Source organism: Ktedonobacter sp. SOSP1-52 (assembly GCF_016587395.1).
The window spans coordinates 947981-967739 of the sequence record NZ_BNJH01000005.1 but is presented as its reverse complement, the minus strand read 5'-3'; the positions used below and the strand labels follow the sequence as shown (position 1 = coordinate 967739).

Sequence of the window (19759 nt, the reverse complement as noted above, 5' to 3'; positions counted from 1 at the left end):
TGAGGACTCCTTCATACACATGTTTTTGCTCTCCCCTCTCTCAGGGGGAGGGCATTGATTGCTCTTCCTCGCAAGGCACAATGATCAGAGCTGCCCGCTGGAAGCGGGTTCTTTTGCTGAATCTGGAATAGACAGCTGTGACGATGACAATCCGCGTACCGCAATAAGCGTACTGATGAAACCCACAAGAACAAGCCCTATCAAGAGCAACATACTACTTCTCATCCGTTCTGCGGAGCTGGCAGCGATCTGCCAGGACCAGAGCACACTGACCAGCAGCGGGCCGCAGGTAAATCCGAGCTGACGGGTCACGCCAGAGAGGGCACTGGCAGATCCTAGCGTCGAACGCGGACCAACGGACATCAAGAGCGTCAGCAGTGGGATATAGGCCACGCTATTGCCCAGGCCAATCAGGAGTAAGCGCCAATCGAGATTGAAGACACTGGTAGGTGTCGCAATGACAAGCAGCAATGCCAACAATCCTAGCAGCGTCACCATCCATCCTACAGGCATGAGCAGGCGAACGCCACAACGGTCAACCAGATACCCGCCCAGTGGACCCATGACCGCCATGCCGAGCGACGGAACGAGCAATGTCAGGCCAGCCAGCGCCGAATTCAGGTGATGAATATCCTGCAAGGCAAACGGTAAGAGATAGGAGAGCGCACCACTCGCCGAACTGAAGGCCAGGAGCGTCAGAGAGACAGCAAGAAAGCGTCTCTGGCCCAACAAAGAGCGCATCTGGTCCAGACCACTGACGCGGGTTGTACTCAGAGTCACGCGGCGAAGACTATACAGGGCCAGGCCAGCCGCCAGCAGGCTCACTGGGACATTGATTAGGAAGATCACAGGCCATCCCCAGGTTGAGAGCAAGAGACCCCCAATCCCCGGCCCCGTGATCGCGCCCAACGGCCCCATCGCTCCGAGAATGCCCATCGCTCGTCCACGCTCCTGCGGCTTAATCACTGCCGCCACAACCGGCAACCCCTGTGTTCCCAACAACGCCCCAATCGTCCCCTGTAGAGCGCGGCCAATCAGTAAGAGTTCAAAGGAGGGAGCAAGCGCACAGAGCACACTTGCCCCCGCAAATCCCCCGATTGCACCTAAAAACGTTGGCAGCGGCTGCCAGCGCGTCACCACCAAGCCAGACGGGATCAACAACAGCGTTGAAGGAATCAAGTAGCTGAGGAGGACAGCCGACATGGCTTCGTCCGTCTGCCGAAATGTCTGCCCCATCGCTGGTAACGCCAGCGTCACAATGCTCATATCAACGGTCGTCATAAAGATCGTGAGTCCAAGCACAATCACAGCACTCCATCGACGCATACAGCTCTCTCCTTCTTCGATGCACATACCCGGCTCATCGAATCTTTTTCAGCCTTCTCCATCGTTTTTCACCATATCCCTCTTCTTGTGACGTACGTTTATTACACAATCTGGGCGGGCGCCTGGCGCAGGACCTTCAACGCATTCCCCCAGACAATCACCTGATCAAGCATAGCGTGAAGCGATGCCTCCTGATGGGGGCGCGGCCGAAAGGTCCTATAGTCCTCGAAATCGCTTGTGATCGAGAGACTCACCTGAGCGCTGACGTCGGCAACTTGCAATCCCCCCATCATCAGTCGCAAATGCTCCACTGCTCGCGTTCCGCCATTGGCCCCATAGCCGACAAATCCTGCCGCCTTGTTGTTCCACTCCTTGTAGAGATAATCAACTGCGTTCTTCAACACGCCTGACGGCCCATGATTGTATTCAGGCGTCACGAAGATATAGGCATCGAAGGGATCAATCTTGTTGGACCAGGCACTGGTGTGCGGCTGACGGTACTGCCCTGTAGCTGCTGGCATCACCTCGTCGAGGTGCGGCAGATTAAAATCTTTGAGATCCACAAGCTCAAACTGAGCATCACTGCGCCTCGCTGCAACCTCGTGGACCCAGCGGGCTACGGCCTCTCCATTGCGACCTGGACGAGTGCTTCCAATAATAATGGCAATCTGTATCACGTGAGACTCCTTTCCTTCTCTCAGAACGTCTTAATGCATCACGGCTCTGAGTATAGAGGGCAACAGGGTGGGCACACACCCTCCAAGTGGGTTGTTTGGTGGGTGGTTGTGGGTGGTTCTCGGAGGTTGGGGAGCGGCTCCTGACAATTGTCTTCAGTAGGTCGAAGTACGGAAGATGGGGGAACTGGTGCTAGACAAGTCGGGCACATCGGGCGACCGCACTGGCCTGCATGCGGTTGTTCACGCCCAGTTTGCGGTAGAGATTTTTGACGTGCCCCTTGACGGTATTGACGGAAATGACCAGGATATCGGCGATCTCCGGGTTGCTGCGTCCGGCGACGAGCAGCGTGAGCACTCGCTGTTCCTGCGTAGAGAGCGGTTCGAGCGGCAAACCCTCTATTGTATGCACATGTTTGGCATGGGAAGACAGGGCGTGGGTGAATGCGGAGAGAAGGCTCTGGACATAGGTACGCAGAGGCTTCTCCGTCAAAGTGGGCAAAACCTGGCGGAGAAGAACGGCCAGCGGTTCCCCTTCATCCAGAAAGAGGCGCCGAAAGCCCTCGTTGCGCGTCTGGGCAAGGGTCAGCGTGATCTGGCGTCGGGCCTCCTGTCCCTGCTTGCGGGCGGCATAGGCAAGGGCGATGAGTAGTTGGATTTCTACGATACGAGCGAAGTGGCGGCGGGCCTGTGCATCTGAGAGGGAATGCTCAAGCAGGGGAAGAGCGGCTTCTGCCTCCCCCCGCGCAAGATGCAGGCGGACATGCAACAGGTGAAAGGTCTCTTGTTGCAATAATGACAACGCTTGTTCCGACTGCGCGAGCAGGGCCAGCGTACGTTCGGCTCCAGCCAGGTCTCCATCCCAGATGTGCCAACGCGTTTGCCAGATGCGAACTTCGCTGATGAATGGGAACGCCCTGGGAGTGGTAGCCAGGTCTGCCAGGAGTGCGGACAGAGCGGCTCGCACCCCAGAGTCATCTCCACCAAGACGCAAGGCAAGCAGTCTCCCAAGCTCGAATTTCACATGTGTTCTTTCTTCCCAGGAGGCGAAAGGCCCACCGGATCGCTCGAAGGAGGCCTCCCGAACCAGTTGTTCCGCCTGATCAGTCTGATTCCACTCATAGGCCAGCCGGATCTGTCCCCAGGTCGCGTTGGCATGTCGTAAAACCCCTCTCTTCTCATCCTGAACGTCCACCAGATGAACAGGCTGCATAGGCGTCTGCTGACAGTAGAAGGCGGCTTGATGCAATTCCCCTAGTTCGATACACACCTCGCTCAGTAATCCACTGAGAACGGCTGAGAGCACGCGGTCAGACCCCTTCAAGCTGAGAGCATAGGCTTGCACAAGCAACGAATGTGCTGGCTCAAAGAAACCGTTGTGCATGGCTTCCATCCCCAGGATCATCAGGCTGCTACAGCGCCAATCGGCCCACTCCAGACGGTGGCTCTGGCTCTGATCTCCCACTGGTGCACCCTCTGCTCCCAGAGACGGGATGTGGAGCGACTGGCGGGCGTAGACGGCGGCTTGCGCGAGATACCCGCCAAGCAATGCCACAGCAGCACGAAAGGCCAGGAGCATGCCGATCTTCTCCAGATCTCCTCGCTTTCGCCAGCCTTCCTCCGCCGTCTGAAACAACCCTTCTATCCGATGTTGCGCTAGCTGAGAAGTGGCGCCTTCACTCATGAGTTCTGTATAGGCGGCGCAGAAACACAGCGTCGGGTGGCTTCGCAAGAGCGGATCGGGGAGTTGTTTCAGCCAACCCAACAGCGTGTGGTGCTCGCGGAAAGAGGCGTCCTCATTGAATCTGGCGATGAGAAGGGCCGCACGCTCGAATTCTTGGGCCGAGAGGGCGGTGTCTATGGCTTCTACCAACATGGCGTGCGCTTCATACCAGTGGGAGGCTTTGAGGGCTAGGCTATGCATGGTTTTCTCACCCAGGTGGCGGGCCGCCTCGGCCCTTATAGTTGAAGCCCAGAGGGAATGATAACGATACCACACCCGCGAGGTCTGGGGACGGTCAACCTGCGCCCCTTCGGTATGATGAAATGCCTCGCTCTCCAACGCCTCCAGAAAGAAGCCCGAACGCTCAGCCGTGGCTAACCACTCGGCGCTCTCGTGTCCGCCAGTCACGACATCACAGAGAGAACCAGTGAGGCGGCTGAGGATACTGGTCTGAAGCAAGAAACGTTGGAGCGGTTCTGGTTGGACGGCGAGGATCTCACTCAGAAAATACTCCTGAATAGAACGCTGGGCGTGATCCGTGGCGGCATCCAGGCGAAATTGCGTCAGCGCATCCTCGATGGTCTGCTCCGCCATGTGGTTTTGCACGCTGAGGGCGAGCAAACGGAGACCAGCGGCCCAACCTTCCAGGTGGGTGGAAAGCCTGAGGAGGGCCTCGGGCATGTGGATCGGTGGCACGAATCCCTCCCTCGAGTGAAGCACCTGCTGCAAAAAAGCATCAGTTTCCGCAGCATCGAAGCGCAACTGGCCGCTCGTGACTTCTCTTAGATCGCCACCAGCTCGCCAACGCGTCAGAGGCAAAGATGGGATACGGCGTGTCAGGAGCACCACCTGCAGAGCGCTGGGCAGATGCTCGATGAAAAAGGTCAGCGTTTCGTGGACACGCGGGTGCTCGATACAGTGATAGTCCTCCAGAATCAAAACTCCAGGCGAGTCCAATCCTGCTAGATCATTAAGCAGAAAGGTCAGCACTGTTTCCAGCGGCGAGGAAGAGAAAGGTGAACGAGAGATCCGAGAAAGCTGTGCGAGCGCCATCTGCCCGACCTGGGCATGGAAGATCTGGCACGCAGTAATCAAGGAGGACCAGAAACGGATCGGGTCGTTATCTCCAGCGTCGAGAGAGAGCCAAGCGATGACGCCGCCAGCGGCTTGGCGTTGGGTAACCCATTGAGTGGCGAGCGTGGTTTTGCCAAAGCCTGCTGGCGCCTGCACCAGCGTTAGTTTCTGCTCTCCAGCAAGCAGCGTCAGCAGACGAGAACGTTCGATGAGGAGGGCCGGGAGCCGGGGAGGATGCAATTTGGTTTCCAGCAGCGGCATCACCGAGACACCAGCAGGCAGGTGGGAAGAATACTGGGGAGAAAGATGCTGCGTTTTGGCTGTCTCTGTGTGTATGCGTGTGGCTAAGATCAAGGCAATCTCACTCAGTCGTGCCAGAGTCAGATCTTCTGACTTTCCCAGATACGCCCGATACAATTTTCCTTCAGACTTGCGATAGGCTTTCCAATACCACCCTCCCCGATGATTGCCAATGCGTTCTTTGCGTGCGGTGTACGAACCATGGAGTGCCTGAAAGGAGAAGATCGTGGACGTTTGCTGCTCCAACCACTCAAACCAACGTTCTGATCCAACCGCTATGGAGATACCTTGTGCTTCTTCACGCACAAAAAGCGTGGCATCACTTACAGTAGGGGTTGATCGTGCCATAGAGCAAATAGTGCTTCCATCTTTCTCGTCAAGGTGTGAGGAACCATTGTTTCCCCAAAGTTCTCCAACAGTATACCACACGTTGGAGAACTTTATCGCCACGCTGTTCAGCCAACGCAAGTGTTTCCTCTTCAGCGCGGTGCGTGTCTTTGCCTGATGTGATTCCTCACAACGGTGGGAAGTGCAAAGACTGACACACGTTCAGTGCATAACGACGGACCTGAACGCTTTTTTGTGCAAATGGTGAAAAGCGTTCGTTCGATTATTATTCACTGTAGGCATTGTGAGGCAATTGTTCGGCTCGTGTCGAAAGTTGCTCAATCGTTGGTTGGCTATAGCTTCTCGTGGTGTCGAGGGAGGTATGTCCAAGGAGGCTGGGCAGCCCCACGATATCGCTAGGAGGTATTGTCAACTTATGTATACAAACGGAATATGCTGATGAGCTATAACGAGAAAAGTGTTGGAGGGCAATAAGAAGTGACGAGATCTGTATACTTATACAACTTGTTTGACTCCAGCTACCTCATTCCATTGCTGGAATCGGCCCAGCAAAATGACACGGTATTTCCCGGCTCCCAAATGATGCCTTCGTAGTTGGAAATGTCCGGCAATGGGACCAAAGGCCGAAAGAAAGCGCTGCGCGTGTCTGGCTGATTTAAACCGCCGCATCTTCTTTTCACGCAGTCGTGTGGATTGGTGTGAGTTTTCCGCTCGATTATTCAAGCGTTTGTGCTGCCGATGCTCCACACTAGGGAGGATCTCGCGTTTCGCCGCCTCATAACTTCTGAGTTTATCGGTGATAATGACGCGAGGGACGTATTGGAGCCCCTTGAGGAGCTTCCGGAAGAAGCATTTCGTCACGTGTTTGTTCCGTCGATTTTGGGCGAGAATGTCGAGCACATTGCCGTCCTGATCCACTGCTCGCCAGAGAATGTGTTTCTTGCCACGAATGGTGAGTCCCATTTCATCCATATGCCACTTGTCGCCACAGTGAGGGCCGGCAGCGACGCAACTCATTGGCATAGATCTGCCCAAACTTCAAACACCATTGCCGGGCCGTTTCATAGCTCACAATGATCCCGCGTTGTGCCAAAAGCTCTTCGACATCACGAAAACTGAGTGAGAAACGAAAATAGAGCCATACCGCATGGCTGATGATTTCAGGCGGGAAGCGGTAACCTTTGTAATTGGGAGCAATGGGAGTTGTTTTCATAGAGCTACTTTAACACATTTTTCAGCTCTATCGTCAAGTTGACAATACCTGGTCAATGGTCCATGCCACAGCGGTAACGCAATATGCAGCACACAGTTGATCAAAAAAATTCAGCGTCCGTTGCCAATCGAGTGTTGTCAGGGTGCCTACCAGTCCTCTCTCCCGAGATCGCCGGTTGCAGGTCGCGACTTGCTTTGCGAGGGCTGTGGCCATCGTATCTTCCTTTCACAAACTTATGAGAGTTATCATGGACATTTAGCCAGTACTATTCTACATTACCTCTTTTCTCATGCTCAAGGATCGAGTCAACCATGAACACGGGAGACCAGAGAAGAGATGTCCCTCAGGCAGCCACCTACTCCCACCCTCTCCCGTTCTGGCACATCCACGCTTCCCAGTTGATCCCCCCTTCCTCCATCTACTCTGCCAATCTCAAAGCGAGACGCCCAGGTTGGGTCACTCACTTGCGTCAGCAATGGCCTTCATGGTAGCCTGGAGTCTATGAAGAAACTGCTAAAGAAAGGGAATGCATTGATGCTGGTTTGGACGATTCAATCTCTTCAGGTATGGGAAAAACTCCAACAAGATGGCTTCATATATGGGCCTGGACCAGATCTCATCAATCGAGTGACTGAGTCTTGGCAATGGCAAACTGCCTACCAATGGATTGCCGAGCAGATGGAGAGAGGTATTGGTAAGAGGCCCAAACCAAACATCTCTCCGTTGTGGGCTTGGTTTCAGTGGAGAGATGTCACCCATCGCAAGCCAGATCTTCGCAGTTCCGGCCATCTTGCTCCAGGCACAAAGGGAGTTCGTCTCGCCTGCGAGATCCCCGACGATCAGATGCTGCTCTCCGATTTTCTGCTCTGGCATCATGCACTCAACTATGGATATCTCTCCCTCAGCCAAGCAGAAGAGGAAGCTTTTGAGGCCGAATTAGCGGCGGATGGCCTCACGTACATGCCATTAGGACCCCTCTCCGATCCGGTGTTCCATCAGAGGATTCTCGAGAGCTGGCAACGCATCTTCGATCTGGATGGCGTTGGACACCCCGACTGGCTCGGCAACCAAACCCGAGACGAAAAAGCGATCCAGGCAAGCTTCTGGCAACTCTCCCTCGATCAGATCCGGGAAGTCACTCTGTTTACCAGCAGATGATGATGACGCGTGGAATATGAGGATTGCTACAGGTACAAGCGCTGACGTCAAGACACACAAGCAACACTCCTTGCCCGCTTATACTCCAATCTCACGTGAAGCTTCCAGGCCCCCACATACTGACGACATGGCAACTCTGGTTCGCTTCCCCTCTCCAATGGGTTCTTCTTCCTCTCATACCAAAAATGCGGCGCAGGCTGCGTGGGCTTAACTGACTTTCCCAGAGGAGATAAACTTGGAAGAGAGTCTCCACAGGGAGGGCATCATGTCTCAAAAGAACAGCGCACCTTTACGAAGGAGTTCAAACTTGAAGCCGTGCAATTTGCGGAGAGGAGCGGAAGGTCCCAGGCCCAAGTTGCCCGCGATCTAGGCATTGCCGACAGTACGTTGCACCATTGGTGTAAGGAATTTGCGCGACAGGGTTCTCAAGCCTTCCCAGGTAGTGGTCATCAGACGCAACAGGAAGAAGAACTCCGTCGCCTGAAGCGGGAACTGGAAATGACACGGCAGGAGCGCGATATCTTAAAAAACTCACGTAGAATCTCTGCCTGATGAGTTAATTTGTGGGAAGCTGAATTTCCCCTGATGACTTTTCTCCAGGCCTGAACGATTGATAGTATCCCGTCCGATGCTTGCGATGCAGATTGGAATCATACAGTTGAGGCTCTGGCGGCCTCGCTCCAGGTGCCAGGTGCGCAAGCAGTTCCTGATCCTTTTTGAGCAAGACATAGATGACCGAGGTCATTTGTCCGGCCAGCCGCCCAATCACTTTCTCTCGTCCAATCAGGCGGCGCGTTCTCTCATCCACACGGCACTTGTGTGCCACCAAGCGCGCATAGATCTCCTTCCAGTCAGCGTCCCACTGAATGGCCCTCCACACGATCAAATACACTGTTTGCCGCATGCACGTACTCCACGCGTAGTAAGACGGCTCCAATTCAGCGTTGATCCTGATTGAGCGATTTTGGGAACCCAACCGAAATAGGATTTCAGCTGAGCTGGGCGCTCAAAGTTGGCGATGCTCCCAATGGTCGCAATGAGCGTCGCAGCGGCTTGCGGTCCAATACCAGGAATAGAGGTGAGAATCTTCCCCTCGCGTGACCTTTCGACCACCTGCACAATCTCTTGCTCTAGCTGCTCCAGATGCTCCCCAGAGGTTTGAGCGCTGTGATGAGTTGCTTTTGCTCAAAAACCAAGCCATTGACGCAAGCAGGATCTTTGCTCCCAATACTGTGCGCAGCCAGGCGTTGCAACTCTCGGAATTTCGCATCTGAGACACTACAGGTTCGTCCTCTGGTCTCACGCAATTCGGCAAAGGTGGCCAGTTGCATCTCCATCTCTGATCGAGACGCAAAAGGCTGCCTGCGGCACATCGCCATCGACTTCCCATGACAGCCATTCAAGGTAAGGCAAACGTTTCGCGCAACGACGTTATTCTGCAACGCGCAGGACAATCTTCCCGCGGACATGGTGATTTTCGCTCAGTTCATGCGCCTTGCTCGCCTGCGCCAGGGGGAGAACCGCTTCGACTGCCACCCGCACACGTCCGGCATCGATCAGGCCACCGATTTCGATCAGGTGCGCCGCATTTGGACGCACCTGGAAAAGCTGTGCGATCACACCAGCCTTGGCAGCGTGTTCAGCAGAGTACTGGCCCAGGAAAACGGCGATCAACTTGCCACCGCGCCCCAGCACATCCAGCAGGCGGTCCCCCTGCTCACCACCTACCGTGTCCACGACCAGATCCACATCATGCGCGGCTTTTTCCACGGGAGTGGCAGTGTAGTCAATGAAGTGATCGACGCCCAGTTCGCGCAGAAATGCCGCATTGCGTCCCGAGGCGACACCGATGACCCGCGCTCCTTTGGCCTTCGCCAGTTGGACGGCAAAATGACCGACCCCACCGGCTACTCCATTCACCAGAATGGTTTGTCCAGCCTCCAGGTTCGCATGCACAAAGAGCGCTTGCCAGGCCGTTAACGCCACCGTCGGGACTGCTGCTGCCTGAAGATGGTCGATGGTTACCGGTTTGGGAGCCAGGTCTTTTGCATCTATCGCTACATATTCCGCGTAGGCCCCACCACCACCGGGAAAGTGAATCATCCCATAGACAGCGTTGCCCTCATGGAACGCCGTGACTTCCGGTCCAACCGCCTCAATGATGCCCGAGACATCATGGCCCAGGATCAAAGGCAGAGCGTGCCTTGGCGGCCGGAGATCCTCTGGAATATCCGCATGTCCTGTACGTGTTCGCCAGTCGCTGGGGTTGACACCCACAGCAGCGATACGAATCAGCACCTCGCCTGGTGCAACTCGGGAACGTGGGACCTCCTCATACACTAAGACCTCAGGGCCTCCATAGGTATGCATTTGTATGGCTTTACAGCATCCCTCGCTGCACAGACATCCGTCCCGGTCCGTTCCCTGAGCAATGAATCGTTCTTTTTTTGCCAGCGCCAGGCCTCGCATTTTTTTACGACCGGATCATTCAGCTCTGCGGCTTCAATCCGCACATCACACAAGAGATTCCTGACATTCGTATGCAGCTTGGACTGGTGGCTGCGAACCTGGGCATCTCCATTGTGCCTGCATCATCAGCTATCGAGATCTGGAAGCGCATCATGGCCGAATGGGGACTCTTGGTGGACCATACCACGATTTAGCGCTGGGTGCAGCACTACGCACCCCAGTGAGAGAAGCGCTGCCGTCCGCATCTGAGAAGGACGACCGACTCGTGGCGGGTAGATGAGACCTCTGTGAAGGTGAAAGGGGTGTGGATGTATCTGTACCATGCAGTGGATTCTCAGGGAAAGACGCTGGAGTTCCATCTGAGTGCCACTCGCGACGCTCAGGCCGCCAAGCGTTTCTTCGCAAAAGCCCTTGTCGCCTCCCACACGGGAACTCCCCGCGTGATCACCGTTGACAAAAATGCGGCCTATCCCAAAGCCCTCAAGGAAATGCAAGCAGCTGGGGATCTTGCCGCTTCTTGTGAGCCTCGGCAAAGCAAATACCTCAAAAACCTGATCGAGCAAAACCACCGCGTTCTCAAGTGGTTGGTCAAAGCGAGATTGGGTTTCTTTTCCTTTGAAATGGCAAGTAACCATTCCCAGGCCGGGAATCGCCTTCTGCTTCAGATCAGCGACCCGATAGAACCGTTCAAAAATCTTGTCGCGCTGTTCTCGTGGGATGCCAAGGCCATGATCGCAGACACTGACCGTCACCGTCTCTCTTGAGGTGCTTAGGTCAATCTCGACCGTCTGAGCATCTGGAGAATACTTGATGGCATTACTGATCAGATTGGTGAAGACCTGTCCGAGTCGGTCGCGGTCCCCGATCAGGCCGGTTCCTACGGTGCCACGCAGCACGAGGGTATGGCTCGGACTGGTCTGTTGCAAGGTGTCGGCGATCTCTCGCAGCAAGACGTCGAGATCTACCGCCTCCCGGACATACTCCAGTCTGCCCGCCTGGATCTTGGAGACATCCAGCAACTCATCCACCAGCCGGATGACGGTATTGATCTGGGTCTCCATGCTGGAAAGGGCCGAAGCTGGAATGCCTTGCTTGGCCAGTTGTCGGTGCAGCAGGGAGGTCCGGAGTTTTAAAGCGGTGAGCGGGTTTCTCAGTTCATGACTCGCCATGCTGATAAAGGCATCTTTGCGCAGATCCAACTCCTTGCGCACTGAATTATCCAGCGCAAAGTAGAAGCATTGAAAGGGATTGGACGGGATGGTCACACCACCCACGACAACCGGTAAACGGCTCCCATCTTGACAGACATACCCTTTCTCATAAGACGTCATGGATTGGTGAAGTGCGAGTTCCTCGTGCGCGCTCCGGGTAACCACAGCATACTCTGGAGGAGTCATGCACCCCCAGTCGATCAGCCCGTTGCACAGGTCATCCCGGCTATAACCAGTCATACAAAGAAAGGTGTCATTGACTTCCACTACTTTTTCTCCCTGGCCAAGGAAGATCCCGATAATCGGGGAATTCCAGAGTGCCTGCCCCCATTCCTGACTCTGGCACAAGGCTTCCTCGGTGCGTTTCTGATCCTCAATATCGGTGCAGGCGCCAAACCACTTGACGACCTGACCGGTTTCATCGCGCACCGGAAGCGCGCGGCTTAAAAACCAGCGATACATTCCTGTTTTGCCCTCTTTGAAACGATTTTCGATCTCATAGGGTTCACCTGTTACAAGCGCATGACGCCCAAGAGCCAGCGTTCGCTCATGATCATCGGGGTGCAAGAACTGAAGCCATCCAGCGCCCCGCATGTGCTCAAACGTGGCATGTATATAGTCAAACCAGCGCTGATTGAAGTACTCTTTCGAACCGCCCGGTTCCCCTATCCACACGATTTGTGGCATGGTTTCGGCCAGCGCATGCCAGTGCTCCTCGCTTTCTTTGAGGCGCTGCTCCGTCTGTTTCCGGGCCTCGATGTCAGTGCAGGTGTCAACATATTTCAGGACCGTGCTTTGCGCATCTTTCAGCGGCATTGCTTGCATCAGGAACCAGCGATAGGCTCCAGTTGTGCCATGGCGCAAGCGCTGTTCTGTTTCATACGGCCTGAAAGACCTCTTTCTGTTCGGAGCGAAAGCAAGGATACTCACATGATGTGCGATATTCGAGCAATAAGTAAGCTCTACTAGCGGGTTGCCAGTGCAATCGCTCGTCTGTTTGGAGTCAAGGGAAGATGTCGGTGGTATCCTCTCTACACCTATCGGCCTAGCACTCCGTCCTCAATGACGGAACAGGTCAAGTGCAGGCCTCGATCGTGCTGGAAAGAAACCAGGTCCGCATCAGTATTCAGAAGGGCTCCGGGCGCGCCGGTGGAACGGTGAAAAACGGCGACCGTTTGGGCCAGCAAACCCGTGAACTGGAGATCTTCGTTCTCAATGTCCAAAACCTGGGCCAGGCATCCCTTACGAAGAGCAAAAGCATCTCTGGGAACGCTTCTACCGTGCGAAGGGATATGCGGTCCAGCATGAACTGGATTTGAGTTTAGAGTTAGGGCTCTATCTTTGCCGAGCGTTCATAGAGAGTCAAGCGGGCAGTGTTGGCGTGCAGAGTGCACCTGGTCAGGGGGCGACCTTCTGGTTCACGTTGCCCATGGCACCACAAGAGAAGCAGTGAAATACAGGCAGGCACCTTCTTCGTCTGTATGGAAACAAGGAAAGCTATCGCTATCTCATGCGGCGATATACCTCAAGGTACTCCAAAGCTAAGAGTCAGGCATACAGCGAGGGCGCAGCTCTATTCATCGGCCTTTCGAGGTTAAGAGGTGGTCGTTCCTTTGGTATTATACCAGCGTCGTGGTATATTTTGAAGAGAAATGACACCTTTCTAGCAGAGGAGAGGCAACAAACGATGCACCATCTTTCCATGTTGAAAAACAGGCGAAGATGCAAGCAGCCACAACTATTTTAGTTATTGAGGATGATCTTCACGTAGGCTATATGCTCGCCCAGGCGCTCAAAGAGGAGTTTTCCTGCAAAGTGATTTTGCCACGGATGCTTTGCAGGCGCTCAAAATGATTCGCCTTGTGCTCACCGATCTCGTTTTGTTGGACTATCACCTTCCCCAGATGGATGGTTTAGCCTTTCTTGCTCACTTGCGCACCTCCATTGAAAGCGAACAGATTCCTGTTGTCCTGATCAGCGGTTCCTTGCCTGCATACCTACCCAGGCATCAAAACGTCATTGCGCTCAAAAAACCCTTTGACGTAGACATTCTGCTTGAGCACGTCACCTACCTGCTCGGAGATTCCGCCTCAGACTAGGGATCCTATTGCTATCTGCATATAAGGCTGTGTTACAAAAATGCGAAGAGGGCCACAAAAAACGGACCTTCGCCGTCCTTCTGCTGCATTTAGATAGCCACTCCGAACAGTTCTGCGATGAACGTCACCTGTCTCAAGCTGTCTCCTTTGCTCGCGCTTTGCATCTGTTCTTTTCTTATCATGTGTATTACTTCATATCCCTACAATGTTCGCTAGGCAGTCTCAACGAAAAGAAACCTATTCCTGGTTTCACCAGCCTTTTGATAAAGCGGTGGTCCTGTTCAACCAGGTTGTTGAGGTATTTGCTCTGCCGGAGTTCACACGCCTGGGGGAGGTGTCCCTCTGCTTTGAGCTCCTTGAGCGCTTTGGGGTACGCCGCATTTTTGTCAACGGTGATAACACGCGGAGTCACTGCATGGGAGGCTTCGAGCGCTTTCGCGAAAAAGCGCTTCGCAGCTTGGGCGTCACGAGGAGCGCTTAACAGAAACTCCAGGGTGTTCCCTTGAGAGTCCACTGCACGGTAAAGGTACATCCAGACCCCTTTCCTCTTCACATACGTTTCGTCGACGCGCCATGAATCAGTCGCCCCTTTGAGATGCGGTCGGCAACGCTTCTCCAGTTCGGGCGCGTACCGCTGCACCCAATGGTAGATGGTCGTATGGTCCACCGAGAGTCCTCGCTCCGTCATGATTTCCTCTAGGTCTCGGTAACTGAGTGCATAGCGCAAATACCAATGTACGCGGAGCAGGATAATCTCCGCTTCGTAGTGACGCCATTTGAAGGGATGCTGCTCTGTCATGACTGACTCTCTTTTTTCTTCTTTTTTATCAACCTTAACAGATCAACTGACTCTTTGCAACGCGGCACTACTTTTACACGTATCTCGGCGCTAGATCAAAAACCTCCCTTCTAAATTTTGTTCAAGAGACATAGACGCACTGTGAACCATTCCGAGGGTTCTGTCAGAACCGAGACACCAGACCAGGAGAATACAGCCAGAAACGCTTGAGGAAACAATGGTCCTGGTTCACAAGAAACGAGTGAGGTCGTGCATTGTAGGCGCGAATCGCCGCAGGATATACTTGAAGTGAAGAAAGAAAGATAACAACGAGTAGCATAGCAAATGCAGCGAGAGAAATGCTCATGGATTATTCGCGGCAGAGAATGTTTGGATGAGCACATAGTGTGCTTTTCAAAGAAGCGTTGTTTTTGGGGTAGACATGATAGCTTATCGGCAGCAAAAAAAGACCAGTTGGAGTGGAAGACTGATTTTGGCAGGGATTTGTTTATTGATTGCCTTGTTCCTGGGCGCGTTGATTTACTGGCTGGCTGCATCAACGTGGCAGGTACGCCTGAACGGAAATCAGACGCGCGCCATCGCGCATAAGTATGTATACTGTGAGAAAACTGAGGACTCACCTGGTTCCTTTAGTTTTAAATATGATTTCACCGATACACATGGGAAAAAGCATAGCGTTGCTAACCCGAACTTTTGCACCAATGTTTTTGAAAATGGCGACGAAGTGACTATCTGGTATATGCCCGACGATCCTACCTCTATGATTACGGATGCGGAAGCAGTCGTAGCCTACATTATTACGGGTGTTCTTGGCGGCCTCAGCCTGGTCGCGCTGATTATATCTTTGATCGCGCTGCTCAAGCCCTTGCTAAGACCGCGCCAGAAAATAATATATCCCTAGTAGTTGGCAAAGAAGAACGTGGCCTGGACTGCCTCAAATAATCGCCTCGTGATTGGTGCCCACGGCTCAACACCAGAAGCAACCTCAACCCAAGCACCGTCACAAGGTGCAGGCATGCCGAGGGACACGCCTGCACGATGGTCTCTACAAAGTAGAGCCTGGCCGCTTCCGTCCCCACCGTTTCCCGCTCGTATAGGCCTCGGTGGGCAAAGAAGCCAGCCGCGCTTTGCAGGTGCGCGTGACGCGCCCACCACCACCATTGGTCAGAAAACGTGCGACCTGCAGACAGTGCCTTGAGCCCCATCAATCGTCCTTGGATTTGCCGCGCCACCAGCAGAGGAGTCAACCGAAGATCCCTGGGCCCATTCGCCGGTTGTTCCCCATCATAGACATATGCAAGACTATCGGCCAACGCTTCAACACTTTCATCCCCAGACAGCAGCCACTCCTCAACGCAACGCTGCGCCTCCCGCATTCCATATCCTTCAACATTAGCCACCAGGCGCACTAAGGATCGCGCACACGTTTTCGCTTCATATAGAAGGACAAGCTCCTTTCAACTTTTCAACACTCGACGACAGCTCCCGCGATCTTCTTACAGCAGCGTGCTTAAACATTGAGCTTTCATTTATCTCTTCCTTCTTTGCCTACATTGTGCCCACCCCTTTCATTCCATGATTGACACCAGGGCCACGTCAAGTGGTCCTTCTTCCACAACGGCTCCACTTTTTGTGCGCACCGTAGGCGCGCGAGTTTTAGATCATCCTGGAAAACATTTAGTTAAGTAAATACTTAATTAAGCTAATGCTTTATAATATATCCATGGATATATTTGTTGCGCTTTCCGATCCGACACGACGGGCCATTTTAGAGATCCTTGCCAGCCGCGGTGAGCTCACTGCGACTGAGATCTACGAGCACTTTTCTGTCAGCCCACAGGCGATCTCGCAGCACCTCAAGGTCTTGCGTGAGGCAAAGCTGGTGGTGATGGAAAAACGCGCCCAGAAGCACCTGTACCGCCTCAATCCACAAACACTGTCCCAGTTTGAAACATGGGCTCAGCAAATGAGGCAGAGATGGGAAGAGCGTTTTTCTGCTCTAGATACTCTACTCGAACGTGAAAAACAGAAATTCGGGATTGATGAGCAAGAAAGCAGATGAGAAGATGAACAACCATGGGGAGGAGAGCATGAGAAGCCCTGTTGCCCCTTGCCGATGGCAACAGGTCTTCACGGACAGTTTTTTTGACAGGTGCCTTTTTAGATAGACTCTCCCTATCTTTGCAACCGGATTCGTACAGGACAACAAAGAACAGGTTCGAGAGAGATCACAGATGGTGATGTCGCTGTTCGTGAGGAACCTGGCAACACAAAGAGATCGCGGATTCATTTCTCTGAAGCCGAGATCAGTTATGGAACTGAGAGGAGGTTCTCTCTGCCAACAGTCATATCAAAAGATGGGACAATCATAGCCTATGACACAGTAGGCCAAGGTTCTGCGGCCATTCTCGTTGAAGGGGCGATGGGGAGCCGGGCAGCTTCGGCTGGACTCGCCGAACTGCTCGCGCCTGCTTTTACCGTCTACTCGTATGACCGACGGGGTCGTGGGGAGAGTACAGACACAAAGCCTTGGCCACCCTCAAACGGTACATCAAGCAGCAGCGAGAAGAGGGGCATGTACGCCCCAGAGCGATTCCTGGTCGCCTTCCGAAGAAGCGGGCACAACTGGAGGCAGGGCTGACGCCTCAATTACAGGAGCACAACGACGCCACGCTGGAGCACCATTGCGCCATGTGGAAGCAGACTCACGGTGCCATAAAAAGCCTGGGCAACAAGAAGAAGAGCGTTCGCTCTCAGATGTAGGCTCTTTCTGCTCTCTGCTTGCAAAAATCCTTGCTTCTCCCTGCCATCCAGGCAGGGAGAAACTCAACTGATTCATTTGGCGTGTAGCAAGGCTCCCGATGGAAGCCAATGCTGGACGCTGGAGATCATGGCCGACCTCCACAACCTGATCCTCCCTCTTCGGGCTCGCGTCGCTTCTTTGTTATTGCTGAGTATCCTTCTCTGGTGTTCATTACGTGCCAGTAGCAATAGAAACTCACTATCATGCAGTTCTACTCTATGTATCTCAATAAATGAAGGAGCTATTCTATGCGAGCGTCATCTTTGTTAGAAAATTTTAGAGCATATGTTGGTAACGAACGCATTACGCGTCTCTATGAGAAAGCCGAATCCTTGCGAGGCTTGCGCGTCTTACATTTGAATACAACGGCCACCGGTGGGGGGGTAGCCGAAATACTCTCCGCGCTCACACCTATTACGGATACGCTGGGTATTATCCATACGCGAAAAGTTGTTCCGTTAGACGAGATATCAGGCCGTTTTACCACTCACCTGGTGGACTTGCTCCAGAACTACGAGGAGCCAGGCAATCTCTCACCGGATGATGCGCGTGTCTTCCTCGATAAACTGAGTCATGCGCTCTCGCACACACCTGAGTTAGAGGCTGATGTTTACGTAGTCCACGATTTCCAACTCGTTCCTTTGGCACAACTCTTTTCCTGGCTCCGCCCGGCATCCTGGTTTTGCCATGTGGATACGGCCCGGCCAAATCCCCATGCCGATCACTACATACGCCGGTTTTTGACTGAATACGAATTGATCATTTTCAATACACCGGCCTCTATCTTGCGCGATCTTCCCCTAGAGAAAACGCAAGTGATCAATCTGGGTATCGACCCTTTTCGAGATAAAAACCGACCACTCTCATACCAGGAAGGGGGAGAGCGCATACACCGTTGTGGTGTCGACCCTCAACGTCCCATCATTACCCAGGTGGCGCGTTTTGCCCGTTGGAAGAATCCCTGGCAGGCTGTGGATATCTATCGCCTGGTGAAACAACAAATTCCCGATGTGCAACTTGCTCTTGTGGGGGCGATGGAGGCAAGCGACGATATGGAGGCGATCAAGGTTATGCACGAGGTAGAGCAATATGTAGGTGACGATCCCGATGTTCATCTGCTCCACAATCCGGCGAGTATTGGGCACCTAGAAGTCAACGCCTTCCAGCGCTACTCAAGTGTGATTCTCCAGCGCTCGCAGCGTGAAGGGTTTGGGCTCACAACGACTGAGGCTATGTGGAAGTATCAGCCCGTGATTGGCACGTCTTCCACTGGCCTACGCACACAGATCATCCATGAGCAGAATGGCTACATTGCCGATGATACTGAAACTTCTGCCTATTATGCGCTTCATCTGCTACGCCATCCAGAGGACAAAGCGAGCATGGGCGAACGAGCTCATGCCTTTGTTCAGCAACATTTCCTGATTCCAATGATGCTTGAAGACTACCTGGATATGCTTCTTCGTGTCTGTCAGCATTGTGAGACACGCCGCCCCGACACTTTCACACGTGTTTCAGGTCAATTGAGCGGTGCATCCCCTTCGCGAGAAGAAATACTAGGCAACGTTACTGATTAAAAAAATTGAGTTTGAGAGCCAAAGTGGGGCAACGCTCCAACACCCTGCACTCTCAGCCCTCTCTCGTAGCTGTACGAGCACGATCCCACAGCAGTCCGAGCGGTTCGGCCAGCACCGAACCGCTCGTGCGTTTGATAGGGAGAGGCGTACTGCATGAGTACCGGGTTGCCGTCAAGGACGGGCGGCACATCCTGGGGCTGTGCCGCGTGGTGTACTAGCGCGTACCCTTCCAGCGCCGATGCTAGCCCGCATCTTCTTTGCGACAGAGTTTACTCGCCATCTGGATCGATCAGGGCATATTCGCTTTCGCAGGGGGCGCTTCTACGCGAGATCTCGCCAGCGGATAGGTAACGCCATTAGTCAATGACGATAGTAGATACTACTCAGCCATTAGCCATGACCAGCCTGCTCATCGTTGAGTAAGGGAGGTTGCACATAGTGTGTGTGATGCTTACGGGAATGGCGCGGAGCATAGTCTGGTAAGCGTTGTGCAGGGTGCCATTCGATGGTCTCAGGTTCCCATAGAGGTTGCTTCGGTACTCGCCCAAGAGCGGGTTCGCTTGCAGTTTACGGATGGTGCTACGGGTGCGTAAATCCACGGTGGGTTGTCGATTGGTATTCGCATGGGATTTGTCCTCCAAGCCGCGCACACCCTCATCGACCCAGCGTTTCAGGATCTGATAAATAGTTTTGCGCGCCGCCCCCAGCGCGTATTGGCACGATCGCTAATATGACCAGCCAACAGGTTCAAGACCGCATTGATGAGGCCATAGGCAATCAAGCTGGCGGAGAGAATCACGCCCGAAACGTGCAGCTTCGTCACATAATAATAGACGGCAACCGTATTGAAGGCATTCCAGAGCAGGTTGGAGCCAAGCTGGTGCGTGCTATAGCACGCGTCTCGTCCCCAGCGTCGTGACACCGTGAGCCCAAGGTTCCATTTACTAATGCAAAAACCTCAATTGCGAATATAGGCTTTTGGTAT

Annotated in this window: 19 protein-coding genes and 5 pseudogenes; 9 read left to right on the top strand and 15 right to left on the bottom strand. The window is 53.7% G+C overall.

Annotation, left to right across the window (positions count from 1 at the left end; all coding sequences use genetic code 11):
• Window positions 1–84 precede the first annotated feature (84 nt).
• The 5 genes and pseudogenes from JMJ16_RS44740 to JMJ16_RS44720 form a co-directional block, all read right to left on the bottom strand.
• A complete protein-coding gene (locus tag JMJ16_RS44740) occupies window positions 85–1326 on the bottom strand; it encodes an MFS transporter (protein WP_201392167.1) in 1242 nt (413 codons plus the stop codon).
• Window positions 1327–1427: 101 nt separating this feature from the next.
• On the bottom strand, window positions 1428–2003 hold the full coding sequence (locus tag JMJ16_RS44735) for an NADPH-dependent FMN reductase (RefSeq protein ID WP_201392166.1): 576 nt from the start codon (window positions 2001–2003) through the stop codon (window positions 1428–1430).
• A gap of 190 nt (window positions 2004–2193) precedes the next feature.
• Window positions 2194–5445: a LuxR C-terminal-related transcriptional regulator gene (locus JMJ16_RS44730; RefSeq protein WP_201392165.1), complete on the bottom strand. Its 3252-nt coding sequence runs from the start codon at window positions 5443–5445 to the stop codon at window positions 2194–2196.
• 495 nt (window positions 5446–5940) lie between these two features.
• Window positions 5941–6658 (bottom strand): annotated as a pseudogene (locus JMJ16_RS44725) (IS6 family transposase).
• Window positions 6659–6691: 33 nt separating this feature from the next.
• Complete coding sequence (locus JMJ16_RS44720; protein ID WP_201392164.1) at window positions 6692–6871, bottom strand: hypothetical protein; 180 nt, start codon at window positions 6869–6871, stop codon at window positions 6692–6694.
• Between the two features lie 288 nt (window positions 6872–7159).
• Here JMJ16_RS44720 and JMJ16_RS44715 point away from each other — a divergent pair, with 288 nt between their 5' ends.
• Both JMJ16_RS44715 and JMJ16_RS57590 read left to right on the top strand, forming a co-directional pair.
• On the top strand, window positions 7160–7816 hold the full coding sequence (locus JMJ16_RS44715; protein ID WP_201392163.1) for a DUF3841 domain-containing protein: 657 nt from the start codon (window positions 7160–7162) through the stop codon (window positions 7814–7816).
• A 201-nt stretch (window positions 7817–8017) separates the two neighbouring features.
• Entirely contained in the window at window positions 8018–8368 is a 351-nt protein-coding gene (locus tag JMJ16_RS57590) for a transposase (RefSeq protein ID WP_374229166.1), read from the top strand.
• A 4-nt stretch (window positions 8369–8372) separates the two neighbouring features.
• Here JMJ16_RS57590 and JMJ16_RS44705 read toward each other — a convergent pair whose 3' ends face one another.
• The 4 genes from JMJ16_RS44705 to JMJ16_RS44690 form a co-directional block, all read right to left on the bottom strand.
• Window positions 8373–8720 carry a hypothetical protein gene (locus JMJ16_RS44705; protein ID WP_201392161.1) on the bottom strand — a complete coding sequence of 116 codons (348 nt, stop codon included), beginning with the start codon at window positions 8718–8720 and terminating at the stop codon, window positions 8373–8375.
• Window positions 8699–8929, bottom strand: coding sequence for a transposase (locus tag JMJ16_RS44700; RefSeq protein WP_201392160.1), 231 nt, complete (start codon window positions 8927–8929; stop codon window positions 8699–8701). The genes JMJ16_RS44705 and JMJ16_RS44700 overlap by 22 nt, the downstream gene beginning before the upstream one ends.
• A gap of 17 nt (window positions 8930–8946) precedes the next feature.
• Window positions 8947–9147: a hypothetical protein gene (locus JMJ16_RS44695; protein WP_201392158.1), complete on the bottom strand. Its 201-nt coding sequence runs from the start codon at window positions 9145–9147 to the stop codon at window positions 8947–8949.
• A gap of 100 nt (window positions 9148–9247) precedes the next feature.
• Window positions 9248–10186: an NADP-dependent oxidoreductase gene (locus JMJ16_RS44690; RefSeq protein ID WP_201392157.1), complete on the bottom strand. Its 939-nt coding sequence runs from the start codon at window positions 10184–10186 to the stop codon at window positions 9248–9250.
• Between the two features lie 386 nt (window positions 10187–10572).
• Here JMJ16_RS44690 and JMJ16_RS56555 point away from each other — a divergent pair.
• Window positions 10573–10866 (top strand): annotated as a pseudogene (locus tag JMJ16_RS56555) (DDE-type integrase/transposase/recombinase); the annotation flags it as partial.
• A gap of 51 nt (window positions 10867–10917) precedes the next feature.
• Here JMJ16_RS56555 and JMJ16_RS44685 read toward each other — a convergent pair.
• Both JMJ16_RS44685 and JMJ16_RS44680 read right to left on the bottom strand, forming a co-directional pair.
• Window positions 10918–12360 (bottom strand): annotated as a pseudogene (locus JMJ16_RS44685) (PAS domain S-box protein); the annotation flags it as partial.
• A 173-nt stretch (window positions 12361–12533) separates the two neighbouring features.
• Complete coding sequence (locus JMJ16_RS44680; protein ID WP_201392155.1) at window positions 12534–12719, bottom strand: hypothetical protein; 186 nt, start codon at window positions 12717–12719, stop codon at window positions 12534–12536.
• A gap of 5 nt (window positions 12720–12724) precedes the next feature.
• Between JMJ16_RS44680 and JMJ16_RS44675 the strand changes: the two are divergent.
• Window positions 12725–12949, top strand: a pseudogene (locus tag JMJ16_RS44675) (sensor histidine kinase); the annotation flags it as partial.
• Window positions 12950–13304: 355 nt separating this feature from the next.
• Window positions 13305–13595, top strand: coding sequence for a response regulator (locus JMJ16_RS44670; RefSeq protein ID WP_255553310.1), 291 nt, complete (start codon window positions 13305–13307; stop codon window positions 13593–13595).
• A gap of 89 nt (window positions 13596–13684) precedes the next feature.
• Here JMJ16_RS44670 and JMJ16_RS44665 read toward each other — a convergent pair.
• Window positions 13685–14394, bottom strand: a pseudogene (locus tag JMJ16_RS44665) (IS6 family transposase).
• Between the two features lie 421 nt (window positions 14395–14815).
• Here JMJ16_RS44665 and JMJ16_RS44660 point away from each other — a divergent pair.
• Window positions 14816–15295: a DUF3592 domain-containing protein gene (locus JMJ16_RS44660; RefSeq protein WP_374229165.1), complete on the top strand. Its 480-nt coding sequence runs from the start codon at window positions 14816–14818 to the stop codon at window positions 15293–15295.
• Here JMJ16_RS44660 and JMJ16_RS44655 read toward each other — a convergent pair.
• Window positions 15252–15770, bottom strand: coding sequence for a hypothetical protein (locus tag JMJ16_RS44655; protein ID WP_201392149.1), 519 nt, complete (start codon window positions 15768–15770; stop codon window positions 15252–15254). The two genes, JMJ16_RS44660 and JMJ16_RS44655, sit on opposite strands and share 44 nt — an antisense overlap.
• 347 nt (window positions 15771–16117) lie before the next feature.
• On the opposite strand from JMJ16_RS44655, the gene JMJ16_RS44650 reads away from it, so the two are divergent.
• The 3 genes from JMJ16_RS44650 to JMJ16_RS44640 all read left to right on the top strand — a co-directional run bounded on the left by JMJ16_RS44650 (window position 16118) and on the right by JMJ16_RS44640 (window position 18774).
• On the top strand, window positions 16118–16456 hold the full coding sequence (locus JMJ16_RS44650) for a helix-turn-helix transcriptional regulator (protein ID WP_236601976.1): 339 nt from the start codon (window positions 16118–16120) through the stop codon (window positions 16454–16456).
• A gap of 467 nt (window positions 16457–16923) precedes the next feature.
• A complete protein-coding gene (locus tag JMJ16_RS44645; protein WP_201392145.1) occupies window positions 16924–17157 on the top strand; it encodes a hypothetical protein in 234 nt (77 codons plus the stop codon).
• 288 nt (window positions 17158–17445) lie between these two features.
• A complete protein-coding gene (locus JMJ16_RS44640) occupies window positions 17446–18774 on the top strand; it encodes a glycosyltransferase (protein WP_201392144.1) in 1329 nt (442 codons plus the stop codon).
• 383 nt (window positions 18775–19157) lie between these two features.
• Here the strand turns inward: JMJ16_RS44640 and JMJ16_RS44635 are convergent, their stop codons facing one another.
• Together JMJ16_RS44635 and JMJ16_RS44630 are read right to left on the bottom strand one after the other, a co-directional pair.
• Entirely contained in the window at window positions 19158–19415 is a 258-nt protein-coding gene (locus tag JMJ16_RS44635) for a hypothetical protein (protein WP_201392142.1), read from the bottom strand.
• A 29-nt stretch (window positions 19416–19444) separates the two neighbouring features.
• A complete protein-coding gene (locus JMJ16_RS44630; RefSeq protein ID WP_236601975.1) occupies window positions 19445–19696 on the bottom strand; it encodes an MFS transporter in 252 nt (83 codons plus the stop codon).
• Between the last annotated feature and the right edge of the window lie 63 nt (window positions 19697–19759).